15 protein-coding genes are annotated in these 15518 nt (G+C 68.6%); 4 read left to right on the top strand and 11 right to left on the bottom strand.

Annotated features, from left to right (window positions below):
* Positions 1–105: 105 nt before the first annotated feature.
* The 5 genes from trpD to OG607_RS34500 form a co-directional block, all read right to left on the bottom strand.
* Complete coding sequence (gene trpD, locus OG607_RS34520; RefSeq protein WP_405731855.1) at positions 106–1128, bottom strand: anthranilate phosphoribosyltransferase; 1023 nt, start codon at positions 1126–1128, stop codon at positions 106–108.
* Positions 1129–1243: 115 nt separating this feature from the next.
* On the bottom strand, positions 1244–2884 hold the full coding sequence (locus OG607_RS34515; protein WP_405731852.1) for a cytochrome bc complex cytochrome b subunit: 1641 nt from the start codon (positions 2882–2884) through the stop codon (positions 1244–1246).
* Positions 2884–3915, bottom strand: coding sequence for a Rieske 2Fe-2S domain-containing protein (locus OG607_RS34510; RefSeq protein ID WP_405731849.1), 1032 nt, complete (start codon positions 3913–3915; stop codon positions 2884–2886). Before OG607_RS34510 ends, OG607_RS34515 begins: the two co-directional genes overlap by 1 nt.
* 8 nt (positions 3916–3923) lie before the next feature.
* Positions 3924–4733, bottom strand: a complete 810-nt coding sequence (locus OG607_RS34505) for a c-type cytochrome (protein ID WP_405731846.1) — start codon at positions 4731–4733, stop codon at positions 3924–3926.
* Between the two features lie 66 nt (positions 4734–4799).
* The gene (locus tag OG607_RS34500) at positions 4800–5420 is read right to left on the bottom strand and encodes a heme-copper oxidase subunit III (RefSeq protein ID WP_405731843.1); all 621 of its coding nucleotides are present in this window, start codon (positions 5418–5420) and stop codon (positions 4800–4802) included.
* Between the two features lie 205 nt (positions 5421–5625).
* Between OG607_RS34500 and OG607_RS34495 the strand changes: the two genes are divergently transcribed.
* On the top strand, positions 5626–6027 hold the full coding sequence (locus tag OG607_RS34495; RefSeq protein WP_405731840.1) for a hypothetical protein: 402 nt from the start codon (positions 5626–5628) through the stop codon (positions 6025–6027).
* Here the strand turns inward: OG607_RS34495 and OG607_RS34490 are convergent, their stop codons facing one another.
* The 4 genes from OG607_RS34490 to coxB form a co-directional block, all read right to left on the bottom strand.
* Entirely contained in the window at positions 6028–7290 is a 1263-nt protein-coding gene (locus OG607_RS34490; protein WP_405731837.1) for an Ig-like domain-containing protein, read from the bottom strand. It lies immediately after the preceding gene.
* 122 nt (positions 7291–7412) lie between these two features.
* Positions 7413–7811 (bottom strand): cytochrome c oxidase subunit 4, encoded by a 399-nt coding sequence (locus OG607_RS34485; RefSeq protein WP_405731834.1) that lies wholly within the window; start codon positions 7809–7811, stop codon positions 7413–7415.
* Positions 7808–9541 carry a cytochrome c oxidase subunit I gene (ctaD, locus tag OG607_RS34480; RefSeq protein ID WP_405731831.1) on the bottom strand — a complete coding sequence of 578 codons (1734 nt, stop codon included), beginning with the start codon at positions 9539–9541 and terminating at the stop codon, positions 7808–7810. Before ctaD ends, OG607_RS34485 begins: the two co-directional genes overlap by 4 nt.
* Positions 9538–10491 carry a cytochrome c oxidase subunit II gene (coxB, locus tag OG607_RS34475; RefSeq protein WP_405731828.1) on the bottom strand — a complete coding sequence of 318 codons (954 nt, stop codon included), beginning with the start codon at positions 10489–10491 and terminating at the stop codon, positions 9538–9540. The genes ctaD and coxB overlap by 4 nt, the downstream gene beginning before the upstream one ends.
* A gap of 265 nt (positions 10492–10756) precedes the next feature.
* Between coxB and OG607_RS34470 the strand changes: the two genes are divergently transcribed.
* On the top strand, positions 10757–12112 hold the full coding sequence (locus tag OG607_RS34470) for a cysteine desulfurase/sulfurtransferase TusA family protein (RefSeq protein WP_405731826.1): 1356 nt from the start codon (positions 10757–10759) through the stop codon (positions 12110–12112).
* 27 nt (positions 12113–12139) lie between these two features.
* Here the strand turns inward: OG607_RS34470 and OG607_RS34465 are convergent, their stop codons facing one another.
* Positions 12140–13114 carry a carbohydrate kinase family protein gene (locus OG607_RS34465; RefSeq protein ID WP_405731823.1) on the bottom strand — a complete coding sequence of 325 codons (975 nt, stop codon included), beginning with the start codon at positions 13112–13114 and terminating at the stop codon, positions 12140–12142.
* A 136-nt stretch (positions 13115–13250) separates the two neighbouring features.
* Between OG607_RS34465 and OG607_RS34460 the strand changes: the two genes are divergently transcribed.
* Both OG607_RS34460 and OG607_RS34455 read left to right on the top strand, forming a co-directional pair.
* Entirely contained in the window at positions 13251–13439 is a 189-nt protein-coding gene (locus tag OG607_RS34460) for a hypothetical protein (protein WP_405731820.1), read from the top strand.
* An 85-nt stretch (positions 13440–13524) separates the two neighbouring features.
* Positions 13525–14886 (top strand): hypothetical protein, encoded by a 1362-nt coding sequence (locus tag OG607_RS34455; protein WP_405731817.1) that lies wholly within the window; start codon positions 13525–13527, stop codon positions 14884–14886.
* Positions 14887–14941: 55 nt separating this feature from the next.
* Here the strand turns inward: OG607_RS34455 and OG607_RS34450 are convergent, their stop codons facing one another.
* On the bottom strand, positions 14942–15292 hold the full coding sequence (locus OG607_RS34450) for a HesB/IscA family protein (protein ID WP_405731815.1): 351 nt from the start codon (positions 15290–15292) through the stop codon (positions 14942–14944).
* Between the last annotated feature and the right edge of the window lie 226 nt (positions 15293–15518).

Here is a 15518-nt window from a genome sequence, read left to right as displayed (position 1 = left end):
CGTGCGGCATGCCGGGCAAGGCTGCGAACTGCCCGTCACGCACGTAAATATGTCGGTCCAGGACCCCCACCCCGGAGGCCCCGGACCGGCACCGTCAAACCGGGCCTACGCCTGCGTGGCCGCAGCCCACCGCTCCAGCGTCTTCGCGGCCGACCCGGAGTCGATCGACTCCTTCGCCCGCTCGATCCCAGCCGCGATCTGCTCGGTGAGCGTCCCCCCGCCCGGCTCGAACGCCACAAGCGCCGCAGCCGAGTTGAGCAGCACCGCGTCCCGCACCGGACCGGCCTCGCCGGCCAGCACACGCCGCGCGACATCCGCGTTGTACTCCGCGTCGGCGCCCCGCAGTGCCTCCACCGGCACCAGCTCAATCCCCACGTCCCGCGGGTCGAAAGGCACCTGCTCGACCTCGCCGCCCCGCACGACCCACACCTGGGAGGTGGCCGTGGTGGTCAGCTCATCAAGCCCGTCGTCACCGCGGAAAACCAACGCAGACGAACCCCGCCGCGCCAGGACGCCCGCGATCAGCCCCGCCATCCGGGTGTCGAAGCACCCCACCGCGGACGAGGTGACGCGGGCGGGATTGGTCAGCGGCCCAAGCAGATTGAAGGTCGTCGGAATACCCAGATCGCGCCGCGTCGGGGCGGCGAACCGCATCGCGGGGTGGAACTTCGCCGCGAAGCAGAACGTGATGCCGACCTCCTCGGCGACCGCGGCGACCCGCGCCGGGGCCAGGTCGAGGTTGATCCCGAGCCGCTCCAGCACATCCGACGAACCGCTCGCGGAGGACGCGGCGCGGTTGCCGTGCTTGACGACCTTCACACCGGCACCGGCGATGACGATCGCGGACATGGTCGAGATGTTCACCGTCTTGGCGCGGTCGCCGCCCGTCCCGACGATGTCGACGGCCGGGCCGGGGATGTCCAGCGGCTCGGCGTGCGCGTACATCGAGTCGACGAATCCGAGCACCTCCTCCACCGTCTCGCCCTTGGCGCGCAGCGCCACCATGAAGCCGGCGATCTGCGCGTCCGTCGCCTCACCGTTCATGACCCGGTCCATCGCCCACGCCGTGTCGGCCGCGTTCAGGTCCTGTCCGGACAACAGCGCGCTCAACAGGTCGGGCCAGTTCATGAACCGCTCCTCGGTCGTAGGTCTTGGTACCTGCGAAGCCTATCCATGCCGGGGCACGGGAAAGGGCCCCGTCCATTCGATGGACGAGGCCCTTCCCGGTGGCGTAGCTCAGCGGTCAGTGATGACCGTGACCGCTCTGGATCTCCTTGAACTCCTCCGCGTCCGGCTTGGGGATCTGCGTCCCCTCGCCGTAGAGGCCCTGCGAGAGCTTCGTACGGAGCTTGGTGATCCGTCCGGCCTTCCGCTCGACGCCGTTCTTGTCGACCGTGGGGCCGATTTCGAGCGGCTTGGGCTGCTCGTGAGCGGTGAGCGTGTGCAGCGCGCCCTGCGGGAGCGGCTCGTGGATCTCGATGAACTCACCGTGCGGGAGCCGCTTGATGATGCCGGTCTCGCGGCCGTGCAGCACCTTGTCGCGGTCGCGCCGCTGCAACCCGAGGCACCAGCGCTTGGTGACGACGAAGACGATCACCGGGATCACGAAGACACCGATCCGGACGAACCAGGTGATCGTGTTGATCGACAGGTGGAAGCGGGTCGCGAAGATGTCGTTGCCGCCACCCAGCAGCAGCACGCAGTAGACAGCGATCCACGCCGCACCGATGCCCGTACGGACCGGCTTGTTGCGCGGGCGGTCCAGCAGGTGGTGCTCACGCTTGTCGCCGGTGGCCCAGGACTCGATGAACGGCCAGGCGCCCATGAAGGCCATGACGAGCGGGAAGACCGTCAGCGGGATGAACACACCCAACTGGAGGGTGTGGCCCCAGGCGTTGATCTCCCAGCCCGGCATGACGCGGATCAGGCCTTCGGCGAAGCCCATGTACCAGTCTGGCTGGGCGTCGGTGGAGACCTGGTCCGGCCGGTACGGCCCGTAGGACCAGACCGGGTTGACGGAGACCAGCGCGGAGATGGCCGCGATGACGCCGAAGACCAGGAAGAAGAAGCCGCCGGCCTTGGCCATGTACACCGGGAGCAGCGGCATGCCGACGACGTTCTTGTTGGTCTTGCCGGGACCGGCGAACTGGGTGTGCTTGTGGTAGAAGACCAGGATCAGGTGGGCCACCAGCAGGCCCAGCATGATGCCCGGGATCAGCAGCACGTGGATCGTGTAGAACCGCGGCACGATGTCGTGGCCGGGGAACTCGCCGCCGAAGAGGAAGAACGAGATGTACGTGCCCACGATCGGCACGGACAGCACGGCACCCTCCATGAACCGGATACCGGTACCCGACAGCAGGTCGTCGGGGAGCGAGTAGCCGAGGAAGCCGTCGAAGAAGCCGAGGAACAGCAGCAGGAAGCCGAAGAGGTAGTTGATCTCGCGCGGCTTGCGGAAGGCGCCGGTGAAGAAGACGCGGAACATGTGGACGAACATGCCCGCGACGAAGACCAGCGCCGCCCAGTGGTGGATCTGCCGCATGAGCAGGCCGCCGCGGACGTCGAAGCTGATGTGCAGCGTCGAGGCGTAGGCGTCGGACATCTTGATGCCCTGCAGCGGCGCGTACACGCCGTCGTAGGTCACCTCGCTCATGCTCGGGTGGAAGAACAGCGTCAGATAGACACCCGTGAGGATGACGATGATGAAGCTGTAGAGGCAGATCTCGCCGAGCATGAAGGACCAGTGGTCCGGGAAGATCTTGCGCATGTTGGCCTTGGCCAGGCTGTAGATGCCCAGCCGGCCGTCGGCCCAGTCGGCGACGCGCTCACCCGCGGGTGCCTTGCCGCGCGGCTTGGCGCCGGCGCTCTCAGTCGTGGTAGCCATCAGCCACGCTCCCAGAAGCTCGGGCCCACGGGCTCCGCGAAGTCGCCGAGCGCTTCGAGGTAACCCTCGTCATTCACGCTGATCCGCAGCTGCGGCAGGGCGTGGCCGGCCGGGCCGAAGATCACCCGGGCACCGTCGGACAGGTCGAACGTCGACTGGTGGCACGGGCACAGCACGTGGTGCGTCTGCTGCTCGTAGAGACTGATCGGACAGCCGACGTGGGTGCAGATCTTGGAGTACGCGAGGATGCCCTGGTGGGCCCACTCACGCGCCTGCTTGTCCTTGATGTTCTCCGGGGCGATCCGGACGATCATCAGAGCCGCCTTGGCGATCTGCTCCTGGTAGTCCTCCTGCTCCTGCTCCAGGCCCTCGGGCACGGCGAAGGTGAGGGAACCGACCTGGACGTCCTCGGGACGCAGCGGCTTGTTGGTGTTCTGGTTGATCAGCAGCTTGCCCTTGGCCCACAGGGTGTGCCGGAGCTTGTCCTCCGGCAGCGGCCCCAGGTCGCGGAGCAGTACGACGCCGGAGAGCGGCACCAGGGCCAGCGCGCCGAACATCGTGTTGCGGATCAGCTTGCGACGGCCGAGCTGGCTCTCCCGGGCACCGTCCGCGAAGTCGGCCAGAACCTGGGCCTTGACCTCGGGCTCGGCCTCGATCGGGTGGCGCTCGGCGGGCATCTCGACATCGGACATCAGGGTGCGGGCCCAGTGGACCGCGCCCGCGCCGATGGCGAAGAGGGCTACGCCGAGCGTCATGCCGAGGGAGAAGTTCAGTGCGCTGATGTGCCCGATCGGCCAGATGTAGACGATCTGGTCGACCGGGAAGATCACAAAGCTGGCGATGAAGGCGACAGTGGCCAGCATCGACAGGGTGAACAGCAGCGCCACGGTCCGCTCGGAACTCCGGGCGGCCTTCTCGTCGATGTCCTGACGACGTGGCTGGTGCGGCGGCAGGCCGGGATCCGCGAACGGATTCTCCGCCAGCTCGCCCGCGTGAGCATCCCGCTCACTTGGCAGGGTTTCTTCTGACATGTCCTTGCTCACGACTTCTTGGCCTTGGTGGTGTGGGCGGCGACCCAGATGGCAACGAAGATCAGGGCCCCCAGGCCGAAGATCCAACCGAACAGACCCTCGGTGACCGGACCGAGGCTGCCCAGCGAGAAACCACCGGGGCTGGGAGAGTCATCGCTGTTCACCTCCTTCAGGTAAGCGATGATGTCCCGCTTGTTGTCCTCCGTGAGCGTGCTGTCGGGGAAGGAAGGCATGTTCTGCGGGCCGGTGAGCATGGCCTCGTACATGTGCTTGGCCGAGACACCCGTCAGGTCGGGCGCGTACTTGCCGTTCGTCAGCGCGCCGCCCTTGCCCTGGTAGTTGTGGCACGAGGCGCAGTTCGAACGGAACAGATCGCCGCCGTTGGCGATGCTCGCGTCCGTCGTGCTGACCTGGTCCTTGCTCGGCGTGACCGGGCCGGGGCCGAGCGAGGCGATGTACGCGGCCAGCTGGTCGATCTCGGCCTGGGTGTACGCGACCTTCTTCTGCGGCACCTGGGCGCCGGGCTGCTGGGCAGGCATGCGGCCGGTGCCGACCTGGAAGTCGACGGCGGCGGAGCCCACACCCACCAGGCTCGGGCCGTCGGCCTTACTGCCCTGGCCGGACATACCGTGGCAGCTTGAGCAACCTACGGAGAACAGCTTCTTGCCCTCTTCGATGGCAAGTGACTGCTGCGTGTCATCGGCTACGGCCTTCTGCGGGGCGAGCGCGGCGTACAGCCCCCCGGTGGCCGCGAGCGCGAGAAGTAGGACGACAAGCGCCGCCAGCGGGTGGCGCCGTCGTGCGGAGAGCTTTTTCACGGATTACCCCGGTGTCAGGATCTCTTGCGTCGATGGTTCTGAATGTGTGCTCGGAGCGGAGTCCGGCTACTTGATCATGTAGATCGTGGCGAAGAGGCCGATCCAGACCACATCGACGAAGTGCCAGTAATAGGACACGACGATGGCCGCAGTGGCCTGTTCGTGGGTGAACCTCTTGGCCGCGTAGGTCCGTCCCAGGACCAGCAGGAAGGCGATCAGACCGCCCGTCACATGCAGACCGTGGAAGCCGGTGGTCAGGTAGAAGACCGAGCCGTACGGGTCGGAGGAGAGCGAGAGGCCGTCCTCCTTCACCAGGCTGGTGTACTCGTAGATCTGACCGCCGATGAAGATCGCGCCCATGATGAACGTCACGATGAACCAGGAGCGCAGCTTCTTCACATCGCCGCGCTCAGCGGCGAACACGCCCATCTGGCAGGTGAAGGAGGAGAGCACCAGGATCGTGGTGTTCGTCGCGGAGAACGGGACGTTCAACGCCGAGGCGTGTTCCTTCCAGAACTCGGCACCCGTGACCGAGCGAAGGGTGAAGTACATCGCGAAGAGGGCCGCGAAGAACATCAGCTCGGAACTCAGCCAGATGATGGTTCCGACGCTGGTGAGGTTCGGCCGGTTGACCGACGGGTGCGCGTGCCCGGTTTCTACTGCTGTTGCTGTCGCCACGACCGACATTATGTCGGTCCCTTATCTCGCGCTCACTCCGGGGGGTGCCATTCGGTGTGTCAGCGAGTTGAGGGCGACCCTCGTGGCCTATCCGGCGGATGCCGGGAGGTTCCCCGCAGGTTCCCCCGAAGGAGCTAGCTCCTTCACCACGGCGCCCTGATCAGGAGTAAGCTCCGCCAGCAGTCAGGCGACTCCACGACGGCGAGGAGGCACGATGCAGACGACCGCCACGGTGCTGGTCTACAGCGACGACGCGAACACCCGGGAACAGGTCCGGATGGCCGTCGGCCGCCGCCCCGCGAGCGATGTGCCGCCGGTGGAGTTCGTCGAGTGCGCGACCCTGCCCGCCGTGATCAAAACCCTTGAGCAGGGCGGCATCGACGTCTGCGTCCTGGACGGCGAGGCCACCCCGGCCGGCGGCATGGGCGTCGCCCGCCAGCTCAAGGACGAGATCTTCGACTCCCCGCCCGTCCTGGTCCTCATCGGCCGCCCCCAGGACTCCTGGCTCGCCACCTGGAGCCGCGCCGAGGCCGCGGTCACCCACCCCGTCGACCCCGTCGAGCTCGCCTCGGCCCTGGCCGGCCTCCTGCGCCAGCGGCTCGCCATCGACGTGTAGTCACGCCTCGGGCTGCAGCCGGGCCGCCGTGGCCGGTTCCTGCGAGAGGGCCGGAGCCCAGTCGGCCTTCTGCGGACCGGCGGCGCTGCCCTTCTTCCACTGGTCCCAGGTGAGGTTCCAGTCGCCGAAGCCGTTGCCGAAGGGTTCCATGGTGGCGCCGAGGCTGTGGACGACGTGGACGATGTCGCCGCGGCGGACCTGGTCGAAGAACCACTTGGCGTCGCTCATGCTCATGCCCGTGCAGCCGTGGCTGACGTTGGCGCGGCCCTGGGAGGCGACGGACCAGGGGGCGGCGTGGACGTACTCGCCGGACCAGGTGACGCGGGTCGCCCAGTGGACGTCGAGGTCGTAGGCCTCCTGGCTGCCCTTGGCTATGCCGACCGTGGTGCTGTTCATCCGTACGAATGACTCCTGGCCGAGGACGACCTTGAAGCCGTTGCGGGTCGAGAAGCCGGGCTTGCCGGTGGTGACCGGGAGGGTGCGGACGGTGCGGCCGTTGCGCATGAAGGTCATGTGGTCCGTGGCGGCGTCGGTGACGGCCTCGACCCGGTCGCCGGTGCGCAGCGTGAGCGGCATGGCGGGGCCGCCATAGAGGCCCTTGCGGACGTGGACGCCGTCCAGGGTGCTGGTGACGTCGATACGGGCGTGGGCCGGCCAGTAGAAGCGGGGGCGGTAGTGCAGGGTGCGGCTGTCGACCCAGTACCAGGCACCCTCGACGGCGGCCGGGGCCGAGGCGACGTGCAGGTTGCTCTCGACCAGGGCACGGGCGTCGTGGCCCTGGACGGGGGCGCTGAGCTCGGCGGTGAGGGGCTGGCCGACGCCGTAGGTGCCGGTGTCGGGGCCGAAGGAGACCCGGAGCCGCTTGTCGGCGGTGGCGGTGTCGAAGCCGAGGACCTTGCGGCCGGGGTGGCCCTTGCTGTCCTCGGTGCTCACCCAGACCGTGTAGTGGGCGCCTGCGGCGAGCCCGGAGGTGCTGCGCCAGTGCGTGCCGTCGGCGGAGAGTTCGCCCCGCACATGGCGTCCTGCGGCGTCCGCGGCCGTGACGTCGGTGATGCGGTGGCCGCCGCCCTTGACCGTGATCTCCAGGGGCTTCTTGGGGTCGACCGCCTTCTTGGATGCCGAGCCCGTGTACGAGACGTGGCTGCTGGCGTCGTAGGGGGTCGCGGCGAGCGGGTCGCCGCCGCCCCCACAGGCGGCGAGGGGGGCCGCTGCCGCGGCTATCACCAGGGCGATCGTGTTCCGGCGCAGATGATTTTGGCCCATGGCCACACGCTAGGGAGGTGCCCCGGCGGGCGCCCGTCCAGCGCGTGCGAACGGGCGACACGAACGGGCGAAACACGAAGGGGCCCGGACACCTCGCGGTGTCCGGGCCCCTTCGCTCCTGATTACTGCGTGCGGCTCTCACCGCGGTAGTACTCGAAGACCCACCCGAACAGGGCGCACGCGATGATCGGCGCCGCGAAGTAGGCCAGCCACCAGCCGAAGATGATCGCGAGGAAGAAGACCGCGCCACCGGAGGCGAGGAAGAGCGGCTGCCAGCTGTGCGGGGCGAAGAAGCCCAGCTCGCCCGCGTCGTCGGCGACGTCGGCGTCCTCACGGTCCTGGGCGCCGGTGTCGGCCCGGCGGGCGGTGAAGGCCAGGTAGAACCCGATCATCACGCTGAGGCCGAAGGACATGAAGAGCGCGGTCGTGCCGACGGCTTCCTTGGACCACACGCCGTAGACGATGGCCATGACCAGGATGAACAACGACAGCCACAGGAACATCTTGCCCTGGAACTTCACTTCTGGACCTCCTTGGCGGCAGCGCCCTCGCCGACGTTCTCCAGCTGGTCCAGCGCGGCGATCTCCGGGTGGTGCAGATCGAACGCGGGGGATTCGGACCGGATCCGCGGCAGGGTGAGGAAGTTGTGCCGCGGCGGCGGGCAGGAAGTCGCCCATTCGAGCGAACGGCCGTAGCCCCACGGGTCGTCGACCTCGACCGGCTTACCGTACTTGGCGGTCTTCCAGACGTTGTAGAGGAACGGCAGGATCGACAGACCGAGCAGGAACGAGCTGATGGTCGAGATGGTGTTCAGCGTGGTGAAGCCGTCCGCCGCCAGGTAGTCCGCGTAGCGGCGCGGCATGCCCTCGACGCCCAGCCAGTGCTGGATGAGGAAGGTGCCGTGGAAGCCGATGAACAGCGTCCAGAAGGTGATCTTGCCGAGCCGCTCGTCGAGCATCTTGCCGGTCATCTTCGGCCACCAGAAGTGGAAGCCGGAGAACATCGCGAAGACGACGGTGCCGAAGACCACGTAGTGGAAGTGGGCCACGACGAAGTACGAGTCCGAGACGTGGAAGTCCAGCGGCGGGGCCGCCAGGATGACGCCGGTCAGACCGCCGAAGGTGAAGGTGATCAGGAAGCCGATCGCCCACAGCATCGGGGTCTCGAAACTCAGTGACCCCTTCCACATCGTGCCGATCCAGTTGAAGAACTTCACACCGGTCGGTACCGCGATGAGGAAGGTCATGAAGGAGAAGAACGGCAGCAGCACACCGCCGGTGACGTACATGTGGTGCGCCCACACCGTCACCGAGAGGCCGGCGATGGAGATCGTCGCCGCGATCAGCGAGACATAACCGAACATCGGCTTTCGGCTGAAGACCGGGATGACCTCACTGATGATGCCGAAGAACGGCAACGCGATGATGTACACCTCCGGATGCCCGAAGAACCAGAAGAGGTGTTGCCACAGCAACGCCCCTCCGTTCGCGGCATCGAAGACATGCGCTCCGAACTTGCGGTCCGCCTCCAGCGCGAGCAGCGCGGCGGCGAGCACCGGGAAGGCGAAGAGCACGAGCACACCGGTGAGCAGGACGTTCCAGACGAAGATCGGCATCCGGAACATCGTCATGCCGGGGGCACGCATGCAGATGATGGTGGTGATGAAGTTGACCGAGCCGAGGATCGTGCCGAAGCCGGAGAAGGCCAGACCCATGATCCACATGTCGCCGCCGATGCCCGGCGAGCGGATCGCGTCGGTGAGCGGGGAGTACGCGAACCAGCCGAAGTCGGCCGCGCCGCCCGGGGTGAGGAATCCGCCCACCGCGATCAGCGAGCCGAACAGGTAGAGCCAGTAGGCGAACATGTTCAGCCGCGGGAAGGCGACGTCGGGGGCGCCGATCTGGAGCGGCATGATCCAGTTCGCGAAGCCCGCGAAGAGCGGGGTCGCGAACATCAGCAGCATCACGGTGCCGTGCATCGTGAAGGCCTGGTTGAACTGCTCGTTCGACATGATCTGCATGCCCGGCCGGGCCAGCTCGGCGCGCATCAGCAGCGCCATGATGCCGCCGATGATGAAGAACGCGAACGAGGTGACGAGGTAGAGCGTGCCGATCGTCTTGTGGTCGGTGGTGGTGAGCCACTTGATGAGCACAGCGCCGGGCTGCTTGCGCCTTACGGGGAGTTCGTCCTCGTAGGCGTCTTCGGCGGCTGCCGCGGCAGCGCCACCCTGGGGTTCGTTGAGAATGCTCACTGGGTCTTGGTCTCCGCATTCTTGGCGTTGCCCGTGGTGGCAATGCCTGCCGGGACGTAACCGGTCTGCCCAGCCTTCGCCAGTTCGTTCAGGTGCTCCTTGTACCGCTCAGGGGAGACGACCTTGACGTTGAAGAGCATCCGGGAGTGGTCCGTGCCGCACAGTTCGGCGCACTTGCCCATGTAGGTGCCCTCCTTGGAGGGGGTCACCTGGAAGACGTTGGTGTGGCCGGGGATGACGTCCATCTTCATCAGGAAGCTGACGATCCAGAAGGAGTGGATGACATCACGCGAGGTGAGGACGAACCGTACGGTCTCGCCCTTGGGGAGCCACAGCGTCGGGCCGGGGTTGCCGGTCTGGGGATTCTTCGACGCCGGCGTACCGACGTCGTAGACGCCGTTGGCGTTGGCCGGGGCGTCCAGCTTCTTCGCCGAGATCGTGGAGAGCTCGCTCATGTCGACGGGCGACTTGTTCGCGTCCACGTGCTCGACGTAGTTGAAGGCCCAGCTCCACTGGAAGCCGACCACGTTGACGACGTGGTCCGGCGTCTTGGAGGTCTCCAGGATCTTGGACTCGTCCCGGGCGCTGAAGTAGAACAGCACCGAGATGATGACCAGCGGCACCGTGGTGAACAGCGCCTCGATCGGCATGTTGTAGCGGATCTGGGGCGGAACCTCGACCTTGGTCCGGCTGCGCCGGTGGAAGATCACACTCCAGATGATCAGGCCCCAGACAAGCACGCCGACCGCGAGAGCGGCGGCCCAGGAGCCCTGCCAGAGCGAAAGGATTCGCGGTGCCTGCTCCGTGGCGGGCGTGGGCATGCCGAGGCGGGGAAAGTCCTCGTATGTGCAACCGGTGGCGGTCGCAAGGACCAGGCCCGCAGCCAGCGCCTGCGGCAGCTTCCGCCGCATCGGGCGCCGCGACGAGCGGTCGGAGCCGTTGGGACTCACGTAGCGCCTTCCCGAGAGTCTCGCCCGCGCGCCTCCGGGATCTCGGCCCGGCCTGTGCTGGTCGGTCCGCCCTGGCGCGGGCGCAGTGGTGTGGATGTTTATGCGGACCAAACCCTACTGGACGCTATTTGGGGTCGCGCGGGGAGGGGGTCCAACGCGCCGGGGCGGCCCCCGAAGGGATGGAAAGCGGTGGCCAAAGGCTTGTCTGACGCAGCGCCGGACGCACTGCGGGCACGGCCATGGGGTGCGGAGTTACCGTTCCGGTGTGCCCTCCTCCTTCTCGTACTTCGACGCCGCCACCGCCGCCCCGCTGCACCCCGTCGCCCGGCAGGCGCTGCTCGCCGCCCTCGACGACGGCTGGGCCGACCCCGGGCGGCTGTACCGGGACGGGCGCCGGGCCCGGCTGCTCCTGGACGCCGCCCGGGAGGCCGCCGCGGAGGCCGTCGGGTGCCGTCCGGACGAGCTGGTTTTCACTCCTTCGGGGACGGCCGCGGTGCGTTCGGGAGTGGCGGGGGCGATGGCGGGGCGGCGGCGGACGGGGCGTCACGCCGTGGTCTCGGCGGTGGAGCACTCCAGCGTGCTGCACGCCGTCGCCGACTTCGACGTGACGGAGGTCAGGGTCGACCGGGAGGGCCTGGCCGACGCGGAGGCGTTCGGCGCCGCTCTGCGCGGTGACACCGCGCTGGCCTGCCTGCAGTCCGCCAACCACGAGGTCGGGACGCTCCAGCCGGTCGCCCGGGCCGCCGAACTGTGCCGCGAGGCCGGCGTGCCCCTGCTGGTCGACGCCGCCCAGTCCCTGGGGTGGTCCGCCGTGGACGGCCCCTGGTCCCTGCTCGCCGCCAGCGCCCACAAGTGGGGCGGCCCGCCCGGGGTGGGCCTGCTGGCGGTCCGCAAGGGGACGCGGTTCGTCCCCCAGGGGCCGGTCGACGAGAACCTCCCCGCGATCGTGGCCGCGGCCGCCTCCCTGCGGGCCGTACGCGCCGAGGCGCAGGCCGAGGCGGCTCGCCTGTCCCGCCTCGTAGACCGCGTCCGGACCCGGGTGCCCCAGCTCGTGCCCGACGTGGAGGTCGTCGGCCACCCCGCGCTGCGGCTGCCCCACATCGTCACCTTCTCCTGCCTCTACGTGGACGGCGAGGCCCTGTTGCACGAGCTCGACCGGGCCGGCTTCGCCGTCTCGTCCGGTTCCTCCTGCACGTCCAGCACGCTCGTGCCGAGCCATGTGCTGCGCGCGATGGGGGTGCTGAGCGAGGGGAACGTGCGGGTGTCGCTGCCGCGTGGGGCGGCCGAGGAGGACGTGGAACGGTTCCTGGAGGTGCTTGCGGGGGTTGTGGCGGGCGTACGGGGCCATCTCGCGGCGGACGTACGGCCGACGACCACGTCCTCCGCCACGGAGGGTCCGGCGCTCGTCGTCGATTCACTGGGCAAGCGGTGCCCGATCCCGGTGATCGAGCTCGCCAAGGTGATCGGGGATGTGCCGGTCGGGGCGATCGTGTCGGTGCTGTCCGACGACGAGGCCGCGCGGCTGGACATCCCGGCCTGGTGCGACATGCGGGGGCAGGAGTACGTCGGCGAGCGGGCCGCTCCGCGGGGGGCGGCGTACTGGGTGCGCCGGACGGGCTGAGATTCGGCCCGTCCGGCGCCTCGGGCCCTACGGGAGGCGGGGCTGGACCTCGGCCGCGGCGTCGTCACCGTAGGCCTTGGTGAAGCGCTCGATGAAGTGCGCCCGGCGCAGGGTGTACTCCTGGGTGCCGAGGGTCTCGATGACGAGGGTGGCGAGCATGCAGCCGACCTGGGCGGCGCGTTCGAGGCTGACGCCCCAGGAGAGGCCGGAGAGGAAGCCTGCGCGGAAGGCGTCGCCGACGCCGGTGGGGTCGACCTTGGCGTCCTCGTCGGGGCAGCCGACGACGATGGGGGCCTCGCCGACCCGGTCGATCCGGACGCCGCGCGAGCCGAGGGTGGTGACGCGGTGGCCGACCCGGCCGAGGATCTCGGCTTCGTTCCAGCCGGTCTTGGACTCGATGAGCCCCTTCTCGTACTCGTTGGAGAAGAGGTAGGTGGCGCCGTCCAGCAGTATCCGGATGTCGTCGCCGCTCATGCGCGCGATCTGCTGGGAGAAGTCCGCGGCGAAGGGGATGCCGCGCGAGCGGCACTCCTCGGTGTGGCGGAGCATCGCCTCGGGGTCGTCGGCGCCGATGAGGACGAGGTCGAGGCCGCCGACACGGTCGGCGACGGACTTGAGCTCGATCTGGCGGGCCTCGCTCATGGCGCCGGTGTAGAAGGAGCCGATCTGGTTGTGGTCGGCGTCCGTCGTACAGACGAAGCGGGCGGTGTTGAGGACCTCGGAGATGTGCACGGAGGACGTGTCGACGCCGTGGCGGTCGAGCCAGGCGCGGTACTCGTCGAAGTCACGGCCGGCCGCGCCGACGAGGACCGGCCGGGTGCCGAGCTGGCCCATGCCGAAGCAGATGTTGGCGCCGACGCCGCCGCGCCGTACGTCGAGGGCGTCGACGAGGAAGGAGAGGGAGACCGTGTGCAGCTGATCGGCGACCAGCTGGTCGGCGAAACGGCCGGGGAAGGTCATGAGGTGGTCGGTGGCGATGGAGCCGGTGACTGCGATACGCACGACGGAGTGCTCCTGCGGAGGGGCGGCGGAACGGGACCTGCCAACGCTACCGGGTGTGGCGCGGCGATGCCGACACTCTGAAACTACCCAATAGTAGGGCTTTCTCGCAGGTCCCGAGGTGCTTAGTGTCGGAAGCATGACCACTGCCGAACCTGAATCACTCGCCCAGCTGATCGGTGACTGCCACGAGATGGCCGCCCAGTGGGAGGTACCGGCCCCGGACCGCTCCGCCGCGCCCGCGGTGGCCCCGTCGAGCCTGCACGGCATCACCGTGTCGGCCGCGTCCTCGCACGTCGTGGACGGCATGGCCGAGTACGGCGACTAGGCCCTGTCCGGGGACCTGTCCGCGGGCCTGTCCCCCGGACGGCTGATCCCTGGAACCGCCTGAGGCTCAGCTCCGTCGAACCGGCATGAACGAACGTACGGAGGATCAGCCCCGGCGCAGGTCCCCTTTGTTCGTCGCCGGGGTCGCCATGGCGGTCCTGCTGGCGGGCGGCGGCGGAGCGTACTGGGCGACGGCATCGTCGGGCGGCGGCACCGCGCGGTCGTCCTCGGGCAGTAGCGGTAACGATTCCTCGCCGTCGCCGTTGCCGCTGGACCTCGGCGGAGTGGCCACGGGCGGGGTGAATCTGACCACGCCCGACGCCGGTGTCCTGCCGGACGGGCCGGGCTCGGCCGCGGTCCTGAAGCCCGGGAGCGTGTCGCGCACGGCCGCCGAGAAACTGGCGAAAGCGCTCGGCGTGCCGGGCGGGGTGCGGTCGGACGAGGGGTACTGGCGGGCGGGCGGCGGCAAGGGTCCCACGCTCCAGGTGCTCAAGGACGCGCCCGGCACCTGGTCGTACGCCGCCGAAGGCATGTCTCCGCTGATGGACTACGGCTCGGCGGTGTCGGAGCGGAAGGCGCTGGCCGTGGCGAAGCCGCTGCTGGCCGCGCTCGGCCTGGGCGATGCCGCCGTGAACGCGAGTGAGGTCGTCGGCGGGGTCCGCGTCGTGAACGCCGACCCGGTGGTGGCGGGCCTGCCGACGTACGGCTGGCGCACGAGCCTGCGGGTCCGGGCGGACGGCGTGGTGGGCACCGCCGCCGGCCGGCTGGCGCCGCTGGCCAAGGGCGCCACGTACCCGGTGGTCACCGCTGCGCAGGCGCTCAGGGACCTGCGCGGTTCCGGGGGCACGGGCGGCGACTACGGGATCGGGAGCTGCCCGACCATCCAGCCGAAGGAGTCGAAGTCCCCCGGCGACGACCCGGTGCTGCCGTCGATCATGCCGTGCGTGCCGACGAAGACCCAGCCGCTGGAGGTGCGCAAGGCGGTCTTCGGCCTGTCGTCGCAGCTCGTGGCGAGCCGGCAGACCCTGGTGCCGTCCTGGCTGTTCGAGGTGGCCCAGGCCGGGGTGCGGAAGACCTCGACGCTGGCGCAGCCCGCGGTGGACCCGGCGTACATCAAGAAGACGTCCACGCCCTCGGCCTCGCCGACGCCCACCATGACCACGGCGCCCGACACCGTCCGGATGAAGGTCACGTCGTACGCCGTCTCCGGGAAGAGCCCGAAGAGCCTGGAGCTGAACTTCTGGGGCGGGGTGTGCAGCACCTACTCGGCGTCGGCCGATGAGTCGGGCACCGAGGTGATGGTGCAGGTCACGGCCAAGAAGGAGGACCCGGAGAAGGTGTGCATCGCGATGGCCAAGGGCTTCACCGAGACCGTGCCGCTCGACAAGGCGCTCGGGGGCCGGAAGGTCATCGACCTGTCGGACGGCACCACGGTGCCGAAGGAGTGACCGAACGTAAGCGGCGGCACCATCCGAACGGATGGTGCCGCCGCTTACGTGATGCTCAGTGGAACGAGTCGCCGCAGGCGCAGGAGCCGGTGGCGTTCGGGTTGTCGATCGTGAAGCCCTGCTTCTCGATGGTGTCCACGAAGTCGATGGAGGCTCCGCCCAGGTACGGCGCGCTCATGCGGTCGGTGACGACCTTCACACCGCCGAAGTCCTTCACGACGTCGCCGTCGAGCGAGCGCTCGTCGAAGAAGAGCTGGTACCGCAGGCCGGAGCAACCGCCGGGCTGGACGGCGACGCGCAGCGCGAGGTCTTCACGGCCTTCCTGCTCCAGCAGGCCCTTGACCTTGGCGGCCGCCGCGTCGGACAGAAGGATGCCATCCGTGCTGGTCTCGTCCTGAACCGTCATCTGCTTCTCTCCCGGGTTGTACGGACTGCTACCACCGACCTTTAACCGGTGGCACTCCGGATTCATTCCGGATCCGGTACGTCGTTCTGTGATGTTCTGCGATCCATGCTCGCACACCGCGCTCGACTCAGGGAATGCGTCACATTGACGCGAGGGCCATCGTCAGGCTGACGCGAACGGGTTATGATAGATAGCGTCAAACAGACGATAAAGGTTGAGCCGCCAG

Origin of the sequence: Streptomyces sp. NBC_01537 (assembly GCF_045040445.1) — a bacterium.
GTDB lineage: Bacteria > Actinomycetota > Actinomycetes > Streptomycetales > Streptomycetaceae > Actinacidiphila.
Note: the sequence above shows the minus strand (reverse complement) of the source record. Positions and strands in the feature narration are given on the sequence as shown.

Coding starts and splice junctions, on each gene's coding strand:
- OG607_RS34455 (WP_405731817.1), top strand. CDS start 13,525: ATGAACGAACGTACGGAGGATCAGCCCCGGCGCAGGTCCCCTTTGTTC.
- OG607_RS34460 (WP_405731820.1), top strand. CDS start 13,251: ATGACCACTGCCGAACCTGAATCACTCGCCCAGCTGATCGGTGACTGC.
- OG607_RS34510 (WP_405731849.1), bottom strand. CDS start 3,915: ATGTCAGAAGAAACCCTGCCAAGTGAGCGGGATGCTCACGCGGGCGAG.
- OG607_RS34450 (WP_405731815.1), bottom strand. CDS start 15,292: ATGACGGTTCAGGACGAGACCAGCACGGATGGCATCCTTCTGTCCGAC.
- OG607_RS34495 (WP_405731840.1), top strand. CDS start 5,626: ATGCAGACGACCGCCACGGTGCTGGTCTACAGCGACGACGCGAACACC.
- OG607_RS34490 (WP_405731837.1), bottom strand. CDS start 7,290: ATGGGCCAAAATCATCTGCGCCGGAACACGATCGCCCTGGTGATAGCC.
- OG607_RS34500 (WP_405731843.1), bottom strand. CDS start 5,420: ATGTCGGTCGTGGCGACAGCAACAGCAGTAGAAACCGGGCACGCGCAC.
- trpD (WP_405731855.1), bottom strand. CDS start 1,128: ATGAACTGGCCCGACCTGTTGAGCGCGCTGTTGTCCGGACAGGACCTG.
- OG607_RS34515 (WP_405731852.1), bottom strand. CDS start 2,884: ATGGCTACCACGACTGAGAGCGCCGGCGCCAAGCCGCGCGGCAAGGCA.